The 23,298-nt window shown below is 47.1% G+C and carries 26 protein-coding genes; 13 read left to right on the plus strand and 13 right to left on the minus strand.

Features of this window, described 5'->3' with window-relative positions; genetic code table 11:
* Positions 1-75 precede the first annotated feature (75 nt).
* Complete coding sequence (locus Q369_RS0114940) at positions 76-2,004, plus strand: tetratricopeptide repeat-containing sensor histidine kinase (RefSeq protein ID WP_031528605.1); 1,929 nt, start codon at positions 76-78, stop codon at positions 2,002-2,004.
* Positions 2,005-2,024: 20 nt separating this feature from the next.
* Positions 2,025-2,642, plus strand: coding sequence for a response regulator (locus Q369_RS0114945; RefSeq protein ID WP_031528606.1), 618 nt, complete (start codon positions 2,025-2,027; stop codon positions 2,640-2,642).
* A 7-nt stretch (positions 2,643-2,649) separates the two neighbouring features.
* Here the strand turns inward: Q369_RS0114945 and Q369_RS28760 are convergent, their stop codons facing one another.
* From Q369_RS28760 to Q369_RS0114970, 6 genes are all read right to left on the minus strand, one after another.
* Positions 2,650-2,910 (minus strand): Txe/YoeB family addiction module toxin, encoded by a 261-nt coding sequence (locus tag Q369_RS28760; RefSeq protein WP_084165754.1) that lies wholly within the window; start codon positions 2,908-2,910, stop codon positions 2,650-2,652.
* Positions 2,901-3,113, minus strand: coding sequence for a DUF2683 family protein (locus Q369_RS0114950; RefSeq protein ID WP_031528607.1), 213 nt, complete (start codon positions 3,111-3,113; stop codon positions 2,901-2,903). The genes Q369_RS28760 and Q369_RS0114950 overlap by 10 nt, the downstream gene beginning before the upstream one ends.
* Positions 3,114-3,241: 128 nt before the next feature.
* The gene (locus Q369_RS0114955) at positions 3,242-4,312 is read right to left on the minus strand and encodes an aminotransferase-like domain-containing protein (protein ID WP_084165755.1); all 1,071 of its coding nucleotides are present in this window, start codon (positions 4,310-4,312) and stop codon (positions 3,242-3,244) included.
* 28 nt (positions 4,313-4,340) lie between these two features.
* Positions 4,341-4,649 carry a hypothetical protein gene (locus Q369_RS0114960; protein ID WP_031528609.1) on the minus strand — a complete coding sequence of 103 codons (309 nt, stop codon included), beginning with the start codon at positions 4,647-4,649 and terminating at the stop codon, positions 4,341-4,343.
* 4 nt (positions 4,650-4,653) lie between these two features.
* Positions 4,654-4,848: a hypothetical protein gene (locus Q369_RS0114965; RefSeq protein ID WP_031528610.1), complete on the minus strand. Its 195-nt coding sequence runs from the start codon at positions 4,846-4,848 to the stop codon at positions 4,654-4,656.
* Between the two features lie 96 nt (positions 4,849-4,944).
* On the minus strand, positions 4,945-6,336 hold the full coding sequence (locus Q369_RS0114970) for an arylsulfatase (protein ID WP_051664089.1): 1,392 nt from the start codon (positions 6,334-6,336) through the stop codon (positions 4,945-4,947).
* A 268-nt stretch (positions 6,337-6,604) separates the two neighbouring features.
* Here Q369_RS0114970 and Q369_RS0114975 point away from each other — a divergent pair, with 268 nt between their 5' ends.
* The 7 genes from Q369_RS0114975 to Q369_RS0115005 all read left to right on the plus strand — a co-directional run bounded on the left by Q369_RS0114975 (position 6,605) and on the right by Q369_RS0115005 (position 15,477).
* Complete coding sequence (locus Q369_RS0114975; RefSeq protein WP_031528612.1) at positions 6,605-7,660, plus strand: LacI family DNA-binding transcriptional regulator; 1,056 nt, start codon at positions 6,605-6,607, stop codon at positions 7,658-7,660.
* 97 nt (positions 7,661-7,757) lie between these two features.
* Positions 7,758-8,762: a Gfo/Idh/MocA family protein gene (locus Q369_RS0114980; RefSeq protein ID WP_031528613.1), complete on the plus strand. Its 1,005-nt coding sequence runs from the start codon at positions 7,758-7,760 to the stop codon at positions 8,760-8,762.
* Positions 8,763-8,910: 148 nt separating this feature from the next.
* Complete coding sequence (locus tag Q369_RS0114985) at positions 8,911-10,302, plus strand: Gfo/Idh/MocA family protein (protein ID WP_035333510.1); 1,392 nt, start codon at positions 8,911-8,913, stop codon at positions 10,300-10,302.
* Positions 10,303-10,507: 205 nt separating this feature from the next.
* Positions 10,508-11,830, plus strand: a complete 1,323-nt coding sequence (locus Q369_RS0114990) for a sugar MFS transporter (protein ID WP_031528615.1) — start codon at positions 10,508-10,510, stop codon at positions 11,828-11,830.
* A 236-nt stretch (positions 11,831-12,066) separates the two neighbouring features.
* Positions 12,067-13,248 carry an N-acetylglucosamine-6-phosphate deacetylase gene (gene nagA / locus Q369_RS0114995; RefSeq protein ID WP_031528616.1) on the plus strand — a complete coding sequence of 394 codons (1,182 nt, stop codon included), beginning with the start codon at positions 12,067-12,069 and terminating at the stop codon, positions 13,246-13,248.
* 18 nt (positions 13,249-13,266) lie between these two features.
* Positions 13,267-14,043, plus strand: coding sequence for a glucosamine-6-phosphate deaminase (locus Q369_RS0115000; RefSeq protein ID WP_031528617.1), 777 nt, complete (start codon positions 13,267-13,269; stop codon positions 14,041-14,043).
* 45 nt (positions 14,044-14,088) lie between these two features.
* Positions 14,089-15,477 carry a putative oxidoreductase C-terminal domain-containing protein gene (locus Q369_RS0115005; RefSeq protein WP_031528618.1) on the plus strand — a complete coding sequence of 463 codons (1,389 nt, stop codon included), beginning with the start codon at positions 14,089-14,091 and terminating at the stop codon, positions 15,475-15,477.
* Between the two features lie 63 nt (positions 15,478-15,540).
* Here Q369_RS0115005 and Q369_RS0115010 read toward each other — a convergent pair whose 3' ends face one another.
* From Q369_RS0115010 to Q369_RS0115025, 4 genes are all read right to left on the minus strand, one after another.
* The gene (locus tag Q369_RS0115010; RefSeq protein WP_031528619.1) at positions 15,541-15,999 is read right to left on the minus strand and encodes a DUF7684 family protein; all 459 of its coding nucleotides are present in this window, start codon (positions 15,997-15,999) and stop codon (positions 15,541-15,543) included.
* 90 nt (positions 16,000-16,089) lie between these two features.
* Positions 16,090-16,626 carry a hypothetical protein gene (locus tag Q369_RS0115015; RefSeq protein ID WP_157488203.1) on the minus strand — a complete coding sequence of 179 codons (537 nt, stop codon included), beginning with the start codon at positions 16,624-16,626 and terminating at the stop codon, positions 16,090-16,092.
* Positions 16,627-16,749: 123 nt separating this feature from the next.
* Positions 16,750-17,421: a hypothetical protein gene (locus Q369_RS0115020; RefSeq protein WP_031528621.1), complete on the minus strand. Its 672-nt coding sequence runs from the start codon at positions 17,419-17,421 to the stop codon at positions 16,750-16,752.
* A gap of 249 nt (positions 17,422-17,670) precedes the next feature.
* A complete protein-coding gene (locus tag Q369_RS0115025; protein WP_031528622.1) occupies positions 17,671-17,928 on the minus strand; it encodes a hypothetical protein in 258 nt (85 codons plus the stop codon).
* Positions 17,929-18,195: 267 nt separating this feature from the next.
* On the opposite strand from Q369_RS0115025, the gene Q369_RS0115030 reads away from it, so the two are divergent.
* From Q369_RS0115030 to Q369_RS0115045, 4 genes are all read left to right on the plus strand, one after another.
* The gene (locus tag Q369_RS0115030; RefSeq protein ID WP_031528623.1) at positions 18,196-18,618 is read left to right on the plus strand and encodes a helix-turn-helix domain-containing protein; all 423 of its coding nucleotides are present in this window, start codon (positions 18,196-18,198) and stop codon (positions 18,616-18,618) included.
* A 33-nt stretch (positions 18,619-18,651) separates the two neighbouring features.
* The gene (locus tag Q369_RS27735; RefSeq protein WP_205624321.1) at positions 18,652-18,921 is read left to right on the plus strand and encodes a nucleotidyltransferase family protein; all 270 of its coding nucleotides are present in this window, start codon (positions 18,652-18,654) and stop codon (positions 18,919-18,921) included.
* A 21-nt stretch (positions 18,922-18,942) separates the two neighbouring features.
* Entirely contained in the window at positions 18,943-19,218 is a 276-nt protein-coding gene (locus Q369_RS27740; RefSeq protein ID WP_229206848.1) for a HepT-like ribonuclease domain-containing protein, read from the plus strand.
* Positions 19,219-19,383: 165 nt separating this feature from the next.
* A complete protein-coding gene (locus Q369_RS0115045; RefSeq protein ID WP_031528624.1) occupies positions 19,384-20,679 on the plus strand; it encodes a DUF6602 domain-containing protein in 1,296 nt (431 codons plus the stop codon).
* A gap of 136 nt (positions 20,680-20,815) precedes the next feature.
* On the opposite strand, the gene Q369_RS0115050 is transcribed toward Q369_RS0115045, so the two are convergent.
* The 3 genes from Q369_RS0115050 to Q369_RS0115060 form a co-directional block, all read right to left on the minus strand.
* Positions 20,816-21,064, minus strand: coding sequence for a DUF2442 domain-containing protein (locus tag Q369_RS0115050; protein WP_031528625.1), 249 nt, complete (start codon positions 21,062-21,064; stop codon positions 20,816-20,818).
* On the minus strand, positions 21,054-21,287 hold the full coding sequence (locus Q369_RS0115055) for a DUF4160 domain-containing protein (protein WP_031528626.1): 234 nt from the start codon (positions 21,285-21,287) through the stop codon (positions 21,054-21,056). Before Q369_RS0115055 ends, Q369_RS0115050 begins: the two co-directional genes overlap by 11 nt.
* A 65-nt stretch (positions 21,288-21,352) precedes the next feature.
* Positions 21,353-23,086 (minus strand): FAD-dependent oxidoreductase, encoded by a 1,734-nt coding sequence (locus tag Q369_RS0115060; protein WP_031528627.1) that lies wholly within the window; start codon positions 23,084-23,086, stop codon positions 21,353-21,355.
* Between the last annotated feature and the right edge of the window lie 212 nt (positions 23,087-23,298).

Consider the following 23,298-nt stretch of genomic DNA (forward strand, 5'->3'; position numbering starts at 1 on the left):
TAGAGGATATTTCTAAACTGTTTTATTTCAGAATTTTGCTTCCTGTAAAATCCTGTCGATCTATCCTCCGACAATATGAAGTTTATTGCCCAGGCGCTGTGTTTATTGCTGATCTGCTTCCATGTTTCTGCCCAGGATTCCGATGTTCAAACCATTCGGCGACGTTTGCAGGCTGCGCGGCAGGATACCAGTATGGTGCTCGCTTACATTGATTATGGTCAGCATGTGGAAAATCAGAACCTTGATAGTGCTGCGAAGTATTACTTAAAAGCCGGGGCGCTGAGTGACAAGCTGGGGTATGCAGCAGGCAAATTTAAGTTCAGGACCTATTATACCTACATTCTCAACTTGCAGGGGAAGTTTGATCAGGCTTTAAAACTAAATAAGGAGAGCCTCACAATAGCGAGGGAGATGAAAAATCCGCTGAATGTGGGAAAAGCATTGGCCAACATAGCTACAAGTCATACGTACATGGGCAATTTTACGGAGGCGATCAAATATTACCAGCAGTCTGCGGACCAGTTTGAGAAGCTGGGCCGGAAAGATTATCTGCCTAGACTGTACGTCAACATTGGTGCCGCATTTGAACATGCCAATCTTTTTGAAAAATCATTGGGTTACAAAAAGAAGGCGCTGGAACTCGCCAGGCCCATGAAAGACAGTCTGCAACTCGCTGATATTCTGACCACATTGGGTACCTGCTATCTGAATCTGAAAAAATATAAAGAAGCTGTTGTCCATTTCAATGAGGGTGTTGCGATTTCGCAGAAGATCGGTTCCGAGATCTTTGTTGTACAAGCTTATGCCGGTTTATGCCGCGCCTACCGTGGATTCAAGAACCCTGGAAAAGCAAAGGAATATGGAGAAAAAGGACTAGCACTGGCGAGAAAAACAGGAAACGTATTCCTTGAAATGGAATGTTTGCGTGCATTGATGTTTGTCGCCGAAGATTATAAAGACCCCGCACTTTCAGCGAAATACACGGAAGAAGCCTTGAAAATTGCCGAAGAAAATGAGATGACGGATCATTTGGTAGAGCTTTATGAAGACTATGCAACCGACCTGAGCCGGCAAAACAAACACAAAGCTGCTTACGAGTACCTGATGAAATACGTCATCCTCAACGATTCCATTCAGGGTCTCGACGTTCAGAAACAATTGCAGGAACTTGACGCGAAATACCTGACCGCACAGAAGGAAAAGCAGATTCTCACATTAGAAAAAGAAAAACAAACGCGCAACACATTGATTTACGGACTTGCGGCCGGGCTGGTGGTGCTGGTGAGCATTTCTATATTGGTTTACCGGAACATCACCATTCGGAAACGCATTGCCGAGCAGGAAGTATTGCAGCTGCAACAGGAAAAGCAGCTTGTGGCCACCAACTCTATTTTGAAAGGCCAGGAAGAAGAACGCACACGCGTAGCTCGGGATTTACATGACGGGCTCGGCGGGCTATTATCAGGTATTAAATTAACACTCAACTCCGTGAAAGGAAATGTAATCCTGCCCGAAGAGAGCGCGCTGACGTTCACCCGGGCATTGAACCAATTAGATGGAGCGATCAGTGAAATGCGCCGCGTCGCCCATAGTATGATGCCCGAAACACTGGTCCATTTCGGACTGATCGATGCATTAAGCGACTTTTGCGACGGGATTAGCGCGTCGGGCAAGCTGCTGGTAAGCATGCAGCATTTCGGGTTTGAAAAGCGGCTTGATTCTTCCATTGAAATCGTACTCTACCGGATCGTACAGGAGCTGCTCAACAATGTGCTCAAATATGCAGAAGCAACCGAAGTACAGGTACAGCTTACCAAAGTCGATAACCGCGTGAGCCTGACCGTGGAAGATAATGGAAAAGGTTTCGATATCAGCAAGCTCGATCAGAACAAAGGCGCCGGAATGCGGAATGTCCAGGCGCGGGTAGACTACCTGAATGGGAAATTGGATATCCAGTCAGCGCCGAACGAGGGAACTTCTATATTGGTTGAAATTGAGGTCTGAATGATTATTAAACAGCAACTATGAGTGTTAAGATACTGATCGTCGACGACCACCCGCTGGTACTGGAAGGCTTAAAATCGCTGTTGGCAGATTGTGAAGGCATCCTGGTGGCAGGCACAGCCGCGAATGCAATTGATGCGATTGCCTTTTTGAAAACGAATGAGGTAGATATTGCATTTCTGGATATCAGCCTCCCGGATATCAGCGGAATAGAACTTTGCAAGAAAATAAAAGAGCAGTTCCCGGCAGTGAAGACACTCGCGCTGAGCACTTTCAACGAACGGTCCTATGTATCGCGGATGATCCAGAATGGCGCGTCGGGCTATCTGATCAAGAGTTCGGGCAAAGAAGAAATATTGGAAGCGATCCGGCAGGTGCAGGCGGGCGGCTATTTCATGAATGTCAATTTTGATCAGGCATCTTCCCCTGCTCCTACCAAGACGGTACCGTTTTTAACAAGAAGAGAAAAGGAGGTTTTGCTACTAATCGCCGAGGGACTAACCAACACCCAAATCGCCGAGCAGCTCTTTGTAAGTGTCACCACCGTCAATACACACCGCCAGAATTTGCTAATGAAATTCGAAGTATCCAACACAGCTTCGCTGATAAAGCTTGCGGCGGGGTTGGGGTTGATTTAAGAGGAGGTTAGCTATAATGAAAGCGGCATTGAACAACGATGATCTTGTTATCATGTATCTTGTATACGAGCCTATGTTCATCGGTAATTCGCCTCGACCAGTAGCCTGACAAGTTATATTTAAGCGGCTCCGGTTTGCCAATGCCACTGAATGGGGTTTCGGAAATGGATTCCAACAAAGCTCGAAGCCTTTTTAGAATAGCGCTGTTTCCTGTATGTTTCCAATATTGAAGTTGAGTTTTTGCCTTGTCGGTAAACTCTACTTCCATATATCGTCCAGGTGCACTTTTTGTGTTTTTCCTTCTTTCGCTTCTTGTATTGAATCTGCTAGTTCCTTACGGTTGACTTCGTTGCTCATCAAGTACTCCGTAGTATCCAGCTCGGTTTTGAATGTTATGCCAACAGATTTAAAGAATGCCTTCAGAGCAGCTATCTGCTCGCTCTCTGCCTGTATGATTAACGTTTCCATCATTTGAAAGAATTTGCCTGATTAAATATACAAACATTTAATCATAACGGGGTTACACCTAATGAAATTCGAAGTATCCAACACAGCTTCGCTGATTAAGTTGGCGGCGGGGTTGGGGTTGATTTAGCTGGTTAAGGCTTTCTGAGAATATCGGATATAATCTTTAACCCGGTGCGGATCTCAGAATGACTTTCGACATTGCCTAGCGCAATCCGAAAACCATTGTTTTTTGAATCGCTTTCAACCTGATATGCTAAGCTAGTCACCACCTCAACGCCGGCATTTTTCAACTCACCCTCGAACACGGCGACATCCGTTTTGGGAGAAAGAGGGACCCAAAGATGAAAACTGTTTTCGTGAGAAATGTATTGCAATCCGGTTAGTATTTCGCTTACGATCTTTTGCCTCGAAGTGCCTTCAACACGTTTTTCCTGGATAATGCGATCAGCAACGCCAGTGTTGATTAATTGTCCAACCAAAGTTGTCATCAAAGCAGGAGCGCCGCTGCCGGATAAACGTATTCCCTCTATAATATTGCTTTGCCATTTAGGCGGCGCGACGATGTAGGAGCATTTGAGCCCGGCTGCCAGTGGTTTGGCAAAACTGTAAATGTAAAAACTTCTTTCAGGTGCCAGTTCCGCAAAACTAGGGGGAGGCTGCACCTCAAGGAACCCGTAGGCATCATCGTCGATCAGCATCAAATCATATTTCCTTGCCACTTCCACAATTTCCCTGCGCCTGCTCTCAGGCATGGTAATGCACAAAGGATTATGAACAGTCGGCATCAGGTAAACCGCCTTCGCACTATCCTGACTGCAGATCCTTTCCAACGCATCTGGTAACATGCCTTCACTGTCGAAGGCACAAGGAATTAGCCTCACATTGAGCATTCTGGCGAGTGCACTAAATCCGTTATACGTAATGGAATCGGTCACCACAACTTCTCCTGAAAATCTTGCACCGAGTAGAATAGAGGTCAATGCATTGTGCCCGCCTCCTGCAATAAGAATGTTCTCAGCGTCAATTATATGATCGGGCCGCGACAGCCAGCGTGCACCGAGTTCACGGTCCTCCCCCACCCCTCCTACCGGCACCATACGCAGGTTTATTTCCTCAGGAATGCTAGCCAGCACGCCTTTCATAAGCTCATGATGCGAACTGGTAAGGGGATAGTTAAAACGGAAATCGATCATTGATGTCATACTAATATGGTACTGAACTATAATACTGTTATTCCTTGGCAGCCATTGCAAATGCAAATCTTTTTTTCAAACCTATGTATGCGATCCACATCACGCAGAGGCCTCCATATGCCAGGTAAAGTCGATCCAGCTCAAAGGTTTTTGCATAGGAGTAATAGTACTGATATACACCTATGATCTGCTTTGAACCATTTAAGAGAGATAAAAATTGAAAGCAAGACGCGCCGAAGTCTAATGAATTGATTTGCTCTCTTCGACATTGGAAGATCAAAACTGCCACATACACTATACCACCTAAACCAGTCCAACAGGCGGTAAAAAAGGGAGATACTTCCATCAAATCACATGTTTTGCTCCCTGCGCAGACGTTTTTCTGTATTTACCTCAGCAAGCCCGCAAACAAATGCCCCGATCAGTCCGCCAGTCACCGCGCCCGGAAAACCAAACAAGGAACCTCCCAGCATTGCTCCTCCTCCAATTCCCGACAATGCCGCAGTAATTACCGACGCCCAATTTGTATGTGTAATTGCTTTCATGATGGTCAAATGTTTTTGCCAGAGTTTATGACATTCGATTTACAAAATACAAACAATATAAACCTCCTTAAATGATCCTGCGGTACGTCTAATGTCTCAATTCGTCGCCAAACTCCCGAACGGAAATACTGCCGAGGTAACATGGGCGCGGTTCATGAGCTGACCGAGTTCTTTGGCTTTTTCGGGGAACTGTGGTGTGAGGTTGGTGGTCTCGGCGGGATCTTTGGAGAGGTCGTACAACTCCACCAATGCATCCGGGTTACCCGCTGCTTTCAATCGCACTGCCTTCCAGTTTCCCTGCCGCACAGCCTGCCTCCCACCCTGCTCATGGAATTCCCAGTAGAGGTAATCGTGCTTCTTTTGGGTTGGCCTGCCCTTTAATGCATCCGTAAATGAAATCCCGTCGATATTGCGTGGCGCTTGCGCGTTGGCCAGCTCGGCGAAAGTGGGCAATATGTCCCAGAATGCGCCGATGTAGTCACTTTTAGAACCCGGCTTGATGGTTCCCGGCCAGCGCGCCGCAAAGGGTTCCCGGATTCCTCCTTCGTACAAGTCGCGCTTCACGCCCCTGAACCCGCCGCTGCTTCCAAAGAACTTAGGATCAGCGCCGCCCTCTACGTGCGGACCATTGTCACTAGTGAAGATCACCAAAGTATTTTTATCCAGACCTTTTTCCTTCAACTTGCTCATTACCTGTCCTACATACATATCCAGCCGAGCTACCATGGCCGCGAAAGTAGCCCGTGGGAATTCCTGCGATGCATAGCCGCCCGGAGTCGCATTACGACCATAATCAGCGCCTTTGTGAAATTTTTCTTCAAACTTTCCTTTGTACTTCTGAAAAAGGCTATCGTCAGGCACGAGCAGCTCTGCATGTGGAAGAATGTAGGGTAAAAAAAGGAAAAAAGGCTTTCCTGCCTGCTGTTTGTCCATAAACTGCAAAGCCTGCTGCTGGATCAGGTCCGGCGCATATTCTTTGTTGTACATCAGGTTTTTGTTCGCTTCCAGAACGATTTTCTCGCCGTTATTCCACAAATGATTGGGGTAGTAGCGGTGCGCCAGGCTCTGACAGTTATAACCGTAAAAATTATCAAAACCCTGCTTGTTGGGATCTCCCTCCGACCCTACCGGCCCCAAACCCCATTTGCCGAATGCAGCTGTGGTATAACCTGATTTTTTCAAAACTTCGGCAATGGTAGTGACCGAGTCGGCAATCGGGTACTGGCCTTCGGGTTCAACACTTTTATTGCCTCGAATGTAAGTGTGACCGGTATGTTGGCCAGTGAGCAAAGAAGAGCGCGAAGGTGCACACACGGAGGTACCTGCATAAAACTGGCTGAAAATCATCCCCTCCCGGGCTAGCTTGTCAATGTTGGGCGTTTTGATCAGCTTTTGACCATTAAAACCTACGTCTCCATATCCGAGATCGTCGGCCAGGATAAAGATGATATTGGGCCGGCTGGGCTTTGGTGATTGGGCGTGCAGCATAACCGGCGATATGATAATTGCCAAACAGAGGGCTGACAGAATCCTGAACTTCATGACTTTTGGATGAATTGAAATTGATGTCAAAGTAGAAACGAGCTGAGTAGACCGGGAATTTAGGAAAATATTTTATTCTCTACTGAATTAGTGGACTTTCGTTTACATAAATATCAGGGTGCTTGTGCAGCCTTTCCTGATACCAGTGCTACTTCTTTGTTGTTTTTGGAAAAACGCGCTTTATATTGGGCGAAAATGCCTTCTGCTAATACCGATGAAAAAAGATACTACTTACTATGGAGTGAAGGAAATTGCGCGACGGGCCAATGTGTCCATTGCAACCGTCGACAGGGTCATTCATAACCGGACAGGCGTTTCTGAAAAGACCAAGCGGAAAATTAATGAAATTATTAAGGAACTTGATTACCAACCGAATATACTTGCAAGCAGACTAGCTTCACGGAAAATTATTACGCTGGCCGTTTTAATCCCGCGGGTTTCAGATGAAACGGATTTCTGGGAAGCGCCTTTGCGCGGTATCACGCGGGCGGAGTCTGAGATCAAGAAATACGGAATTGAAATTCTTCACTTCTTTTTTGATCTGAATGATAAGAATTCTTTCGAAGAGCAGTCGCGCAAGCTTTTGAAAGAAGATATACAAGGTGTGCTGCTCTCTCCTTCTTTCATTGAAGAATCGAAGGAGTTTGCACAGGCTTGTCACGACAAAAAGATCCCAGTAACATTCATCGACTCCGATCTGCCGGGGCAGGATAATTTGTGCTATATCGGACCGCATTTATACCAAAGTGGTTATGTAGGCGCCAAATTGCTGACTTACCGTTTGAAAGAAAACAACAAAGTACTGGTAGTCAACATTTCCAAAGAGATTGATTACAATTACCTGCAGATCGAAAAAGGGTTCCGCGCTTACTTTACAGACCACGATCAACCCTGCGAAATTGTGCGGGTTGATATTCCGGATACAGATAATTTATCGGTAACCAATGCATTGACGCGCGTTTTGCACGAACATGAAGACCTGGAAGCCATTTTTGTAACCAATTCCAGGGTTTTCGCGGTTGCCTCGTTTTTGAAGAAGAGCAAGCGGACCGATATTTCGCTGATCGGTTACGACTTTTTGAAAGAAAACATCAATTACCTGAACGAAGGTCTGATCGATTTCCTGATCTGCCACAAACCCGAAGAACAGGGTTACCGCGGATTAATGGCGCTTTATCAGAAACTGGTGCTCGGTACTCCTGTTGAAAAAGTGCATTTCATGCCTATCGACATCATTACCAGGGAGAACCAGGCGTTTTATCAAAACTGATCATTTTGCAAATTCAAATATGTTAGTATATTTACGGGTACGTACCCGATCACATTACATCATTAATCCTATTCCTAAACACTTTTCCTAAATCTCTATGCATTCGCTTAGCAGAAGAACATTCATTTTACAATCGGCAGCGGCAGGCGCAAGCCTCAGCTTGCTTGATCACCTACCGCTTTCGGCTAGGCCAGCTGACGGAAAACGCGTCGGTATCATCGGTTTGGATACCTCGCACAGCATTGCATTCGCCAAGGCGTTGAATGCAGCAACGCCCGATCCGGTTTTTGAAGGCTACAAAGTAACGGCTGCCTATCCTTATGGCAGCAAAGAAATTGAATCCAGCGCTAAACGTATACCCGGCTACATTGAAGAAGTGAAAAAGCTAGGCGTCGAAATCGTCGGCTCCATTCAGGATCTGTTGAGTAAAACTGACGTGATCCTGCTCGAAACCAATGATGGAAGGCTGCATTTGCAGCAGGCACTGGAAGTTTTCAAGTCTGGTAAAAGAATGTTTATCGACAAGCCGGTAGCTGCTTCACTCGCAGACACCCTGGCGATTTACGAAGCTTCCAAAAAATACAAGATACCTGTGTTTTCTGCTTCTTCATTAAGGTATATGAAAGGTGTTGAAGGAATTGATAAATCGAAAGTACTAGGCGCAGATACGTATAGCCCGGCCGTTCTTGAAAAAACACACCCGGACTTTTACTGGTACGGTATCCATGGCATAGAGGCTTTGTACACGGTAATGGGTACCGGCTGCAAAAGTGTGACCCGCGTAAATACACCAAACACGGATATTGTAGTAGGGATTTGGGAAGATGGCCGCACAGGGACATTCCGCGGGACACGCACTGGAAAACACGATTACGGCGGAACAGTTTTCACGCAGGATGGAAACAAAGTACTGGGTCCGTATGGTGGGTATGAGCCTCTTTTAAAGGATATTGTAAAGTATTTCCAGACTGGCGAAGTACCGGTAACACCCGAAGAGACCATTGAAATATTCGCCTTCATGGAAGCCGCGGACGAGAGTAAAAGGCAAGGTGGCAAAAGCGTCATGCTCGAAACAGTGCTCGCCAAAGCACGCAAAAAATAAGCATTAGTTCCGTCACCCAAATGCAGGTATTTGTACGGATTACCTCGTGAGGGAGACCCGACGCGGCTCACTTATGTCACCAGTATGATTTCCATTCCCGTGCTTTTTTCAACTGAGAAATACTATTAAAATCTTAAACCTATATCCCATGACAACCAATTTGAACAATACTGAAAACGCCGGTTCTGCTCATCGCGAAGGCAGCGACAGGAGAGACTTCATTAAGAAATCACTTGCAGGAGGCGCGGCAATTGCATTTGGCGGCGTGTTACCTGGCTTTTCACCAAAGAGCTATGCCAAAATCATTGGCGCAAACGAGAAAGTGCGCGTAGGAATGATGGGCGTAAACAGCCGCGGACTTGCATTATCTTCCAACTATGCCTTACAGCCCAACTGTGAGATCGTTTCCATATCTGATGTGGATTCCCGTGCTGCTGAAAAGGCGATCAGTACCGTTAATGAAGTTGCCAAGTATAAACCTGCAAACGTACCCGATTTCAGAAAGGCACTGGAAAATAAGGATATGGATGCGCTTGTAGTTGCCGCGCCCGATCACTGGCACGCGCCTGCTGCCATACTCGCTTCAAAAGCAGGTAAGCACGTTTACCTCGAAAAACCATGCAGCCACAATCCGCACGAAGGCGAGCTGCTGATTGCTGCCGCGAAAAAATACAAGAATGTAATCCAAATGGGTAACCAGCGCCGCTCCTGGCCCAATGTAGCCGCTGCGATCAAGGCAGTTCACGATGGCGCAATCGGCCGGGCTTATTATGCAAAAGGCTGGTATACCAACAACCGGGCATCGATTGGCGTGGGTAAGGAAGTGGCAGTTCCCTCGTGGCTTGACTACGAGCTGTGGCAGGGACCCGCGCCGCGCAAAGCGTACAAAGACAATGTAGTGCATTACAACTGGCACTGGTTCTGGAACTGGGGCACAGGCGAGGCTTTGAACAATGGTACCCACATGCTCGACCTGATGCGCTGGGGTTTGCAGGTGGATTATCCCACCAAAGTAACTTCCACAGGCGGCCGTTTCCGCTACAAAGACGATTGGGAAACGCCGGATACACAGGTAATCAACCTTGAATTTGCCAACAATACCATGATGTCGTGGGAAGGCCGCAGCTGCAATGGACGCACGAACGAAGGTGCGAGCGTGGGGGTTGTGTTTTATGGCGACAATGGCACCCTGCAAATTGGAGAAGGCAATACTTACCAGATTTTCGACCTCAAAAACAAGCTGGTGAAAGAAGCCAAGAACGACTTTGTGATCGACCCGCTCAACAAAATGAACCCGTCGCAGGGACTCGATGCGCTGCATATCCAGAACTTTTTTGACGGGATCAAAAAAGGTACCCCATTGAATGCCGAGATCGTAGGCGGGCACCAGAGTACGCTTCTGGCCCAGCTCGGAAATATTGCAGTACGCTCCGGCGGTGTGCTGAATGTTGATCCGTCAAACGGGCATATCAAAGGAAACAAAGAGGCTGAGAAGCTGTGGAAGAGAGAGTATCAGAAGGGCTGGGAGCCGACGGTTTAGTTCTCAATAAGTAGCATTGTGCCTTCCCTTCAAGTGGTAACGTCGTGCCTTCCCTTCGACTGCGCTCAGGGTGACAAAACGCCCCTTTGTCACCCTGAGCGCAGTCGAAGGGAAGGCCAAATGCTACGTTTGAAGAGCCAGTCACACACGGGGAGCACAAACGCGACATATATTAACCCCTTTACACCAATGAAAACAATACCTAATGAAAGCAGCAACAGCCGCCATTAAAGTTGAGAACCTTACCCGGCGGGAGACCACCATCTCTATTTTCCTGATCGGGGTAATGTTTTTCATTTTTGGATTCATTTCCTGGGTCAATTCGATATTGATCCCTTATTTCAAAATAGCCTGCGAGCTCACCAGTTTTCAGGCTTATCTCGTCGCATTTGCCTTTTACATTGCGTATTTCGTGATGTCGGTACCTTCTTCTTTTTTGTTGAAAAAGGTTGGTTTCAAAAAAGGTATGATGTTCGGGTTCTGGGCGATGGCGTTGGGTGCATTCATTTTTGTGCCCGCTGCCATGACACGTACTTACGAGATATTCCTGCTCGGCTTGTTTACAATCGGAATCGGACTAGCTATTCTGCAAACTGCCGCGAATCCCTACATTACCATCCTCGGCGCTAAGGAAAGAGCAGCCCAGCGGATCAGTATGATGGGCATTTGCAATAAAGCTGCTGGTATTTTGTCTCCCATTGTTTTCGCAGCTGTAATCCTGAAACCGACCGACACGGATCTTTTCGCACAGCTAGGCTCCATGACCGACATTGAAAGAAGTGCGGCTTTGGACGAGCTGATCCGGCGTGTGATCAATCCGTATATTGCATTGGGTACCTTTTTGTTTGTGCTGGGTATCCTCGTTTTTAAATCGCCTTTGCCGGAGATTGATACCGAGCACGAAAGTGAGGAAATAGCTACTGCTAATGCAGGCAAAACGAGCATTTTCCAATTCCCGCACCTGATCCTGGGCGCACTGGCAATCTTCCTGCACGTAGGTACGCAGGTAATCGCGATAGATACTATTATCGGTTATGCCAATTCAATGGGCATTGATCTGCTGGAAGCAAAGGTATTCCCTTCCTATACCTTGTTCTGCACGATTTGCGGGTATCTGATTGGCATTACGCTTATTCCAAAATTCATCAGTCAGGTCAATGCACTGCGGATTTGCACGATCCTCGGAACCGTATTCTCGCTGCTGATCATTTTTACAAAAGGCCAGGTCAACTTCCTTGGGCACGAGGCTGATATCTCCATTTGGTTTGTGGTACTGCTTGGTCTGGCCAACTCACTGGTTTGGGCCGGCATTTGGCCGCTTGCCCTTGATGGTCTGGGCCGCTTCACCAAGCTAGGCGCCTCAATCATGATCATGGGACTCTGCGGAAACGCAATCATGCCGCTATTCTACGGCTACTTCGCCGATCACCTTGACGTGCGCCAAGCATACTGGGTGTTGATCCCTTGCTATTTGTATCTGGTGTTTTATGCGGTGAAGGGGCATCGGTTTAGGAGGTGGGGGGTTTAGGGGTGTCGGCCGTCGGCTTTCGGCAGTCGGCGTTTGTCACCCTGAGCGCACCGGGCCGCCGGGCGGTCGAAGGGCTTTCAGCGATAGTTTTAATGCGCGCCGCCTTTGTCACCCTGAGCGCAGTCGAAGGGCTTTCAGCGGCATCGCTCGCTTCTTGGCATTGCGCAATGTGCTTCGACTGCGCTCAGCATGACAAAGTGGTTGGGCAAGCCAGATGATAAAATTTAACATCAGTAATGAAAACAAAAATCATAAACAGCACACTAATAACTCCCTATCGCTACATCAAGAACGGTACGCTGGTAATTGAGGATGGAAAAATTATTGGTGTTCACCAGGGTGATGTCGATGTTCCTGATGCCGAGGTAATCGACGCGAACGGACATTACGTGGCCCCGGGTTTCATTGACATTCACATTCACGGCGGGGGCGGATATGATTTTATGGATGGGAGTGTGGAGGCGTTTTTGGGGATTGCTGAGACGCATGCTAAGTATGGTACAACGGCGATGGTACCTACTACCCTGACGAGCGAAAAGGCAGATTTGCTGGAAACATTGGATCTGTATGAAAAAGCAAATGCCGCGAATGTAAATGGCGCGCAGTTTCTCGGGATGCATTTGGAAGGTCCCTATTTCGCATTGAGCCAGCGGGGGGCGCAGGACCCGCGTTATATCCGCAATCCTGATCCGGCGGAGTATGAAGAAGTGCTCGCTTACTCCTCTTCCATTACCAGGTGGAGCGCGGCGCCGGAGTTGCCTGGGGCTATTGATTTTGGTAAAAGATTAAAACAAAAAGGGATACTCGCCGCAGTAGCGCACACCGATGCGATCTACGAGGAGGTTTTGGACGCATTTGAAAATGGTTATACCCTAGCCACACATTTATATTCAGCGATGTCGGGCGTGACGCGGCGCAATGCATTTCGGTATGCGGGTACCATTGAAAGTGCTTTTTTGCTGGATATGGACGTGGAGATCATTGCCGACGGCGTGCATTTGCCTGCGCCGCTTTTAAAATTGATCTGTAAAATCAAGGGTGCTGATCGCATTGCACTGATTACCGACGCTATGCGCGCCGCCGGAATGCCCGAGGGTGAAAGTACATTGGGTTCACTCAAAAACGGGTTGAAAGTCATCGTGGAAGACGGCGTGGCCAAGCTCCCCGACCGCACTTCGTTTGCAGGAAGCGTTTCAACAGCCGACCGCCTCGTGCGGACTATGGTGCAGATCGCCGACGTTTCGCTGCTTGATGCGGTGAGAATGGCGAGTCTCACGCCAGCCCGGATCATGGGAGTTGATCAGAGAAAAGGCTCATTGGTGGCCGGGAAAGATGCTGACATTGTGATTTTTGACCAAAATATATCGGTACAAAAAACGATCGTCAAAGGAAAGATAATTTACAATAACGCTATATAAGTATTAAAAACACGAAAGATGAAAGTGGACAATCTGGAAATAAGAATTTTTGAAACGCGAAAAGAAATGGGCGCCGCCGCCGCCCGTTGCGTAGCAGACAAGATCAGGGAATTGCAGGCTTTGAAAGATACATTGAACATTATTTTTGCCTCTGCGCCTTCTCAAAATGAATTTCTGGATGCATTGAAACAGGAGGAAGGGATAGAGTGGGGGAAAATCAATGCATTTCACATGGACGAATATGTGGGCATTCCCGCAGATGCGCCGCAGAACTTCGGTAACTTTCTGAAAGTTCGCTTGTTTGATTTCAAACCACTTAAATCCGTTAACTACCTCGACGGAAATGCAGCCGACCTCGATGCAGAATGCGAGCGTTATGCGCAGCTGTTGCTCAATAACCCGACAGATATTGTTTGTTTGGGTATTGGTGAAAACGGGCATTTGGCATTCAACGATCCGCACGTAGCGTTTTTTGATGACCCTCTGATCGTGAAGCAAGTTGAGCTTGACGACGCCTGCCGCCAGCAGCAGGTGAATGATGCTTGTTTTGATACTTTTGACGAGGTCCCTGCGACTGCATTGACACTTACAATCCCTACATTAATGAAGGCTCAATACGCTTTCTGCATTGTTCCGGGAGAGAAAAAGGCGCAGGCGATTTACCATACGGTTGAGGAAGATATTCAGGAATTGTATCCGTCGACCATTTTGCGCAACCACCCGAATGCGGTTCTTTTTATAGACAAGGCGAGTTCAGGGATGCTCAAAGAAATTTCGTCTTACAGTCAGGCGTAGTTTCGTTTTGAAACTAACTTGCACCTGTTACATCAACCCATTCAAATGAGAAAACAACTCTTGACAATCGCTTTATTGAGCGCAATGGCATTTAACCAGGCATGTAATTCGAAAAAGGAAGAGGCGAAGGATGAGGAAGCTAAAAAACCGCTGAGTCTGATCGTGGTTGAGCCCGGCCATTTCCATGCGGCGCTTGTGCAAAAATCCATGTACGCCGATGTGGATTCGGTGGTTCACGTGTATGCAACCGACGGTCCGGATGTGAAAGCTTACCTGGACAAGGTGGAAAAGTATAACACCCGTGGCGAAGATCCGACCCGCTGGAAAGAAGAAGTGTACACCGGTACCGATTTTATGGACAAAATGCTGTCTGATAAGAAAGGTAATGTGGTTGTTTTGGCAGGAAATAATCAGAAGAAAACGGATTATATCAAACGGTCTGTGGACGCTGGCCTGAACGTACTGGCCGACAAGCCAATGGCGATTGATGCAGCCGGTTTTGACAAACTGAAAGAAGCATTTGCCAGTGCAGAAAAGAACAAGGTGCTTTTGTATGATATCATGACAGAGCGTTACGAGATCACGAATGCGCTGCAACGCGAGCTTGCTTCTGTTCCCGCGATTTTTGGAGAATTACAAAAAGGAACTGCATCAGACCCGGCGGTGATGAAAGAAAGTGTGCACCACTTTTTTAAATATATCTCAGGCGAGCCGCTCGTTCGTCCGACCTGGTTTTTTGATGTAAAACAGCAGGGCGAAGGCATGGTGGATGTAACCACGCATTTGATAGATCTGGTTCAATGGAGCGCTTTCCCGGACGTGACTTTGGATTACAAAAAAGACATCGAGCTGCTGGGTGCGAAACGTACTGCCACGCAGCTGACGCCTTCGCAATTTAAGCTGGTGACTAAAAGCGAGAAGTTCCCTGATTTCCTGAGCAAAGACGTGAAGGATACGGCATTGAATGTGTATTCCAATGGTGAGATGAATTATAAACTGAAAGGCGTACACGCGAAAGTTTCCGTATTGTGGAATTTCCAGGCGCCAGAAGGTACTGGCGATACGCATTATTCGATCATGAAAGGCTCAAAAGCCAACCTGATTGTGCGCCAGGGTAAAGAGCAGAAGTACAAGCCGGTGCTTTACATTGAGACAAAAGACAAGAGCAAAGCTTACGAAGATGCAGTTGCGGCCGGCTTCAAAGCCGCACAGGACAAATATCCGGGCATTGAGCTGAAAAAGAATGCAGCCGGCTGGGAAGTAACAATCCCTCAGAAGTATGACAACGGCCACGAAGCGCACTTCGCGCAGGTAGCGAACAAGTATATGGAGTATCTCAAAGCTGGCAAGCTGCCGGAATGGGAAGTGCCGAATATGATTGCGAAGTATTATTTGACCACGGAAGCTTTGAAGAAGGCGAAGGGCGCGAAATAGGGTTCGGCATTTTACATTTTTGGCGGGTGGCGCTTTGCGCTGCTCGCTTTTTTCGTGACATCGTCAATCGGCTTCTTTGTTAATTATTGTATTCAAAACAGTCTGAATTTTGTCATCACTCGCACCTTCCGTCAAATCCAAAATCACGACTGATTTAATTTCAAATTCATCATCATCTGCTGCTACGATAGAAAACCAGATTCCATCACTGAAATCATGATGAAAAGTCGTCATAATGTTATGTTTCGGTAAATACAGCGGTTCAATATCTGCCATGCGAAAAGCGATCTCCTCGTCAATTAAGTCATGCACTAATTCACATTGGCTCCCTATTGTGGCGACCCAACCAACATCTTTCTCAATGATCTTGCTGATTACCTCGTCCAAGTACCGGCGTTCACGACGATCGCTGACCAGAATGCAAAGCCAGTTTGCATTTGGAAGCCTGCTAGACCAGTTTGTGGCAGTATCATATTCAATGTGGATCACCCGGCGACCGTACAAAAAGAAGTCTGGTATCATAAAATTGGTTGATTCATTGGCTAAAACTTGTCTGGTATCAAACGACCTTACTCTACGTCGAAATGTACGTGCGATTGTCAGAGGCTCTATCTAAAACCGCCTTCCCACCGAAACCTGCAACTGCGGAAACATGGTATCTCCATTTGTATCCAGCTGTAAGCCAAGAGACGCGCCTATTGCCAGTTTTCTGTTGACATTATAATTGCCGAAAAGCTGTGCTTGTCCGCCCAATGCAAAGGTGCGCTGCGGCTCCCTGTGTATGGTCACTGTTAAAGGAAGCGGATAGCCTGTGACGATTGGGAAGTAAATCGCCCGCTGATCAGCCAGGGAAGAACTTTGGTAATGAAGCAATGCGCCAAGCCGCATTCCGAAGTCAATTTTTGAAGACTTGATAAAATCATAAGCCAGCTTTCCTCCTACTTGTGCTCCGGCGATCGTGTAACGATAAGATATGTCTTGCGTTGGCTGGTTTTCAATGGTGACCAGCATCAGGTCTGCGCCATCGTGAATGGTTGTGCTCAGGTCTGCCAGCCAGGAAAGCCGCGGGCTGAACTTCTTTTCATATGAAAACCCGAACATCAGCCCGAACATATCTCCGGTGCCAAGCTTGACAAGACCAGCGTTCAATGAGAGGCTTTGTTTAGGTTCCGGCGACGTTTGGCCGTGGGATAATGTAGAAATTAGTAATGCAATGCAAATCAACGACAATGCCCTCATTTAGCTATTTTAATGTGTTTTCAGCAAGATATCCTACCTACCCTTACCCCGAAACAAGGTTACCCCAACTTTCCCAAACAATCCTTTTCCAGCAATTCCACTTCTCTTATCACTTCTTTGCGAAACCATCAAATCGTCTCTATGCTCTGCCGAAATCGTAAGTCTTGACCATTTGAGACCTGCCGAAACCGATGCGACCGGGGCTATGCGCTGAAAGTTGAAGACATCTTTGATAACCCGGTCCCCCTGACTGGCCTCTCGCTGAACGATTGAAACGAAGAAATTCCCGCCCAGTTTGCCGTCCACAAAAATCTTCAAGCGCGATTCCGGATTCAAATAAAGCCGCATGCCCGCATCCGCCGCAATTCTGTGATGCAATTCTCGGGTATAGTGATGCCCAGTCGTTTGGCTTGGATAATGAAAAAGCTGCGGGTGAATCTTCTTCTGCGCGTATCCCACCTGCCCCAAAACAGACCATCTCGGATTCAGCGATTTTTCAAAATAGAATCCCCCGCCCCACGAGCGATCCGTAGAAAAATCCAGGTTCTCTTCCCCGTAATTTACTTCAGCTGCGTAACTTTTGTGATACCAATCGCGCCCATACTCAGCCTGAATGCCAATTTCCCAACCCGGCGCTTTCTGCGCTTTCCCCGAAAAAGCGAGGCAAACAAACCCTACTGCCAAAATCGTAGACAACTTTTTCATATACGTTTACGAAAAAAGATTAAACACATTGATTTCGAATGCTATATACCAAAAATTACCGAACAAACGCACCATTCTTTCCATCTGTTTCCGTCGGTTAAAACCGACGGCTATAGATAATGGGGTTGGTTGAATACCAACACAATCCGTTCCCGTTGACTTCAGTCAACGGAACACTTTCCAATCCAATCCATTCCCGCCGAGTTCAGTCGACGGAACACTCTTGAAACCAATTCTAAATTACACCAGTCACTCCACCATTTCCCCACCCCGAATCCGTTCCGCCGCCTCAAAAAACTCCACTAATTCCTTAAAGGACCAAAACGTATTGCTCAGCTCCGGCGTGTAACCTAGCTCCTTTTGTGCGAGGATGTAGCCGCCGAACATATCCCAAACATGCATCCTCCATCGCGCCGGGCTGCTGCTGCTCAGCAATGTGTCTACCTCTTTGCCAAAAGCCAGCAAAACCGCCTCCGAAGGCTCGTTCGTGTGTGTTTGTGTGTTCATTTTTATGTTGGTTAATGTGTGAAAATCGCTTGAATGTAACATCTCGCACTTTGCTTCGACTGCGCTCAGCATGACAAGGGTGAGTTAACCCCCATCACCTAAGCGGCACCGTCATTTGTCACCCTGAGCGCAGTCGAAGGGCAAACCAAGCCAGCCACAAAACTCACCAGCTCGGAAACAGTAACCAACCTCCCACCCCCCGTAAATTACCCGAAAACTTCCCGCCATATTTATATAAATTGCCTTTTCAACGAAATCGCGATTTGTATGACACATACTACCTCCAACCCCAAGATCCACGAAGGCCGCAACCTGAAACGCTTCCGCGAAATGCTCGGAATCAAACAAGATGTGCTCGCCTTCGAGCTCGGCGAAGAGTGGAACCAGCAAAAAGTTTCGCTCCTCGAACAAAAAGAAAAAATCGATGCCGACATCCTCGAACAAGTTTCCGCCATTCTTAAAATCCCCGCTGAGGCAATTCGGAATTTTGATGAGGATCAGGCGATCAATATTATTTCAAATACATTTCACGACCAGGCATATTTAGGTAATCCGCATTCAACATTCAATGTCAATCCAATTGCAGAAATAAGAAGATTTCATGAGGAGAAAATGGAGCTTTATGAGCGGATGTTGAAGGAGAAGGATGAGATGATGGGGAGGTTGGAGCGGTTGATTGGGGGGAAATAATAGCTCGAACATTGAAAAGAAAAAGACAGCAATATGAACAAGCTGGAAAGGTACAGAGATGCTATCGTGAAACTTTGTAAGGCACACAGAGTGAAAAGCTTATATACATTCGGATCTGTTCTAACGGATCGATTCGACGGAGATAGTGACATTGATCTGATTGTCGACTTCACTCCCATGCAAGTTGAAGATTACGCGGATAACTATTTTGATTTTAAATTCTCATTGCAAGATATTTTCAAACGCCCTGTGGATCTGCTGGAAGAAAAAGCGATTAAAAACCCATATTTCTGCAAAATATAAACCAGCAAAAGCAGCTTGTGTATGGACAATGAGATCAAAACCTGGCTATACGACATTCTCAATGCGATCGCAGAGATCGACAGTTTCTTCGCCGACCGGCCCATGCTATTCGCCAACTACCAAGCTGATTTACGCACAAAACGCGCCGTCGAAAGAAACATTGAAATCATCGGAGAGGCAATGAACCGCATTATCAAGAAGGATAGCGCCATTCGAATCACCAATTCCCGAAAACTTGTCGATGTTCAAAATCGGATCATTCGGTTTCGGATGATATTATTTGGGGGATTATGGTGAGGCACTTGCCGGTTTTGAGGGTGGAGATTGAAAAGTTTCTTAAAGAATGAAAATTCTGAGGACGATTGGTTATAAGCTCAATAGTATATCGCGTTTTGACTATATTTTCTTCTTACCTGGTTTATTGGATGAGTACAGGCCCTCTCTTATTAATGCTTGTTTTAAATGATAAACACTATTTCCGACCTCTTAGAACAATTTAAACAATACGCCCTGACAAAGATTGAACAGGATGAGAGCAGCGTCAAACACCGGGTAACTATTGGGGAAATGTTTGAAGGAGTAACTCAGCAACTCTTATCTAGATCTGTTTTTAAAGGCCTTAATTTGAAAATTGTTCAGCGCAGTTTCATTTTCAACGACGAAGGAGCAATGAGTGATGAAATGGATTGTATGCTAGTTGTTGGTGAAGGACAGAATATTTCGTTTTCAGGCCGCTTCAAGTATCATATTAGAGATGTCATCGCCGTATTTCAAGTTAAAAAGAATTTGTATGCCAATGACATTGACGATTCTCACCAAAATCTCCGATCTGTTCTAGATATTTCCACCCCAAGGGATGCTGAATCTTTTGTAGGCCGCATGCATCGTGATGCTTATCGTGCTCTGGTAGGTAAAAAATTGCCGGAAAGGTCAAGAGTCGAAAAACTTCCGGACAAGGAGAAAATGGCTTATCATTTATTACTCATGGAAGCTTTTCATCCACTAAGAATTGTTATAGGATACTATGGCTATTCATCCGAATTTTCACTTCGTGAAGGCTTTGTAAAAAAAATGGAGCAGAATTTGAAAGACGGATCAACCAAAGGTTATAGCCCTGGCGGCCTCCCTAATTTATACATTTGCGGCAATAACACGATTATTAAAAATGATGGAATGCCCATGGCTTTTCCGTTCACTCAAAATCCGTATTATTGGGAAATCCTTATGTCGTCGTCAGGAAAATCAATGTATCATATGTTGGAGCTTATTTGGACCCGTCTATCATACAAGTTTGGCATAAGCTCAGAAATTTTTGGAGACGATTTTGACCACGAAGCCGTACATCCATTCTTAGCTTGTAAAGAAATAAAACTTAATGAATCTCAATGGGGCTGGGATTTTAAATATAACTACCTAACAAAAAAACAATTAGAAATTCCACTATCTGCTTTGCCATGGAAACCGTATGAGCTAGATGTGCCGCAGTTTGTAATACTCCAATTTCTTCAAGAGCAAAGCCCTTGCAATGTATCAGATCCAGGCCTCCTCGGTTTAATCTCAAAAAATCATATCGACTTCGAGACTGCATTAGAAGGTTTGATTGCTGGGCGTATATTGTATAGGGCGGAAAGTGAGATCGGCTTGTTACCCGATAATTTGCAAATTTATATTTCCGGCGATGGAAAAATATATGCTGGTGAAAACAAAAGTGGCGAAATGTTTCATTATTTTATGAAAGGAAACTATCAGGATTTATGAATAGCTCGCAAGCAGCAAGTTTTCCATGCACACGGGCAGCAGCGCGCCTAGCGGGATTTGGAATACTATGATGCGAACTCAATGTAGTTCTCACCTCCGTTGCTGAGATGCAGGTCGATGTGGCACTAGCCTAAGCCTACGCCGTTGTGGACCTGGTTGGTGCCTGCTCCTTAGAAAAGGAAAAGAAACCTTCAAAGCTTAGATCTTCATCAAGCTTTTCCCAATGAATTCCGAAAGGAGATAATTCGTAGTTTTCCCTTTCATCGCTGGACGCATTTAATAATCTCGGGAACCACTTTAAAGGATGACTGCGCTCTTCGCCATTTACGGTTTGGATAAATATATTATCATCCTCAAACCAAACTTTTTTTACTTCAATTTCCATGATACTCTTTCCATTTAGCAATGATGATTTCCTTATTCTCTTCGATTAGGGATTCTGCTAAACTAATGTCTTTCCTTTTTATCCCTTTATTATCAATCAGTTTAACAGGATTTACCTCAAACTTTGCTTCACCGTCTGCATTCTTAACGTGAACATGAATCGGTAAGTGCTCATTGGAGTAAAAATAGAATCTCAAACCGAAGACTATAAATAGTGTAGGCATATCGTCTTTTTTCCTAGTGGTGTTATTTACTTTTCACAATCTATGAATATTTCACCTAACTCATCTCAAACTCTCCACTCCAACTCCACTCCCTCCCCCACCAAAAACCCCTGAAACCCCTTCACTAACCCCTTATCCTCCCGCACCTTCCTCGGAATCACCTTCTCCCCCAGCGCATACTTCACCAGCAACCCCACGGCTTCCCCAATGCTCCATTCCACCGGATGCAATCGGTAACACCCATTCGTAATATGCGTAGTGCCAATGTTCTTATTCGCGGGAAGCAAATTTTCCATGCGTATGGGCAGCAGGGCGCTGAGGGGGATCTGGAATGGCAGGGAGGCGAAGTCGATGTAATTGTCGCCGGCGCTGCTGGGGTGGAGGTCGATGTGGTAGTAGCCGATGCCGACGCTGTCGGGGAATGTAGCGGCTTTGGTTTTGTCGCCGGGCGCGCCGTTTGCGACGGCTATTTCACGGTTTGCGGCGCCAACGTGTTCTTCCTTGATGGTGAAAAGTGCCTTGATGCGCCGTGATTCGCGGACGTAGGGGTATTTGGCGAGGCCGTCGTCGGTGCCCATGATGTCTTTCCGGAGGCGAATGCCGGGCCAGCCTTTGCCGCCGTCCGGGCGCGGGGCCTCGGTTTGCAGCCAGTAGAGGAGCGAGAGGCTGAGCTGTTTGGCGCGGTCGACGTGCTTTCGGAAATCCTTTTCGCTGGCGCCGATGAGGTTGCCGAGCATGTAATCGTTTTGCGGCCAGTTGACAATAGTGATGTCGCCCGCGTAAGTGCCGGGCGTGAAGTTCTGGCGGCTGATGATGCGGCGGTACACCCAGAGGTTGAGCGCGTCGCCCGTTTTGATGCCTTCCGGGTGAAAGCCAAGCGTTTTCGGTTCGAGGGTTTTAGGATTGGAATACGCCAGGTCCAGCAGCCTGCCCGACCAGGGTTTGCTCATTTTGGGGACGTGGTTTTTCCAGAAATCATATTCCGCTGGCTTTTCGATGACATGGTTCTCGCCCGGCCGGTAATCGATCGCGAAGCACATCGTGAATGCCTGCACATTGTCGCGGTTGCCTTTTTCGGGGGCGTGGAGCTCGCCGGTTTCCGCTTTGGATTCGGTGCCGGTGACGAACTCTGTGCCGGTCATCGGCAGCAAGTCGCCCAGCTCGGTAGCATCCACGAAATAGGGCGCGGTTAATGTTAACTGTTTCCCAGAGCGGCCCTTACCAGGGCGGCTGCTTTTTACTTCCAGCGAAGTCACGCGGTTACCCTGCACTTCGGCGGAAATAGCTTTGTACTCGGTGAGCAATGTCAGCTTGCCGGCACTGAGGTAAGGCGCGAACAAATCATTCAAAATCGTGACGGCCACTTTGGGCTCGCAGCAAATGCGCGATACTGCTCCGTCGCCAGGGTTTAAGTGACTTCGGCTTTTGGCTTCGGCTGTGAGTGGGTAATTCTTTTTATAATACTCGCGGATTGCATTGCGGAAGTCGCGGTAGGCCTTCGGCGCACCGTGGGTTTCAATCCATTGATGCTCGTCAGGCGGTACGCCCTGCTGGGAAATCTGCCCGCCGATCCAGTCGGTTTCTTCGGTAAGGATTACGTTTAAGCCATTTCGTAATGCGGCTAATGCCGCTGCGCAGCCGCCGAGGCCACCGCCTGCGATGACGAGATCGGCTTTGAGTGTTTCTTTGGGCTTGCTCTTATGCAGAAAAGGTTCGGACTGTTTAGCCGAACCTTCTGTAATGGTATTTACTAATGCACCTGTCAGTGCTATGTTACCTAGGAAATTACGACGCTTCATTGTTTACTCGAACTGGTTAAAAATGCCTTGTCATGCTGAGCGGAACTTAGCTTGACGGTTGCTCACATTTGTCATGCTGAGCGCACCGGGCCGCCGGGCGGTCGAAGCAACGTGCCCAACGCTTCTCGCATGTAAGCTAGCTTGGTTGCCTGCCCTTCGACTGCGCTCAGGGTGACAAAAGGTTAATGTACTTACCATGCTAGCCTGCCTTG

The organism is Dyadobacter crusticola DSM 16708, assembly GCF_000701505.1.
Lineage (GTDB): Bacteria > Bacteroidota > Bacteroidia > Cytophagales > Spirosomataceae > Dyadobacter > Dyadobacter crusticola.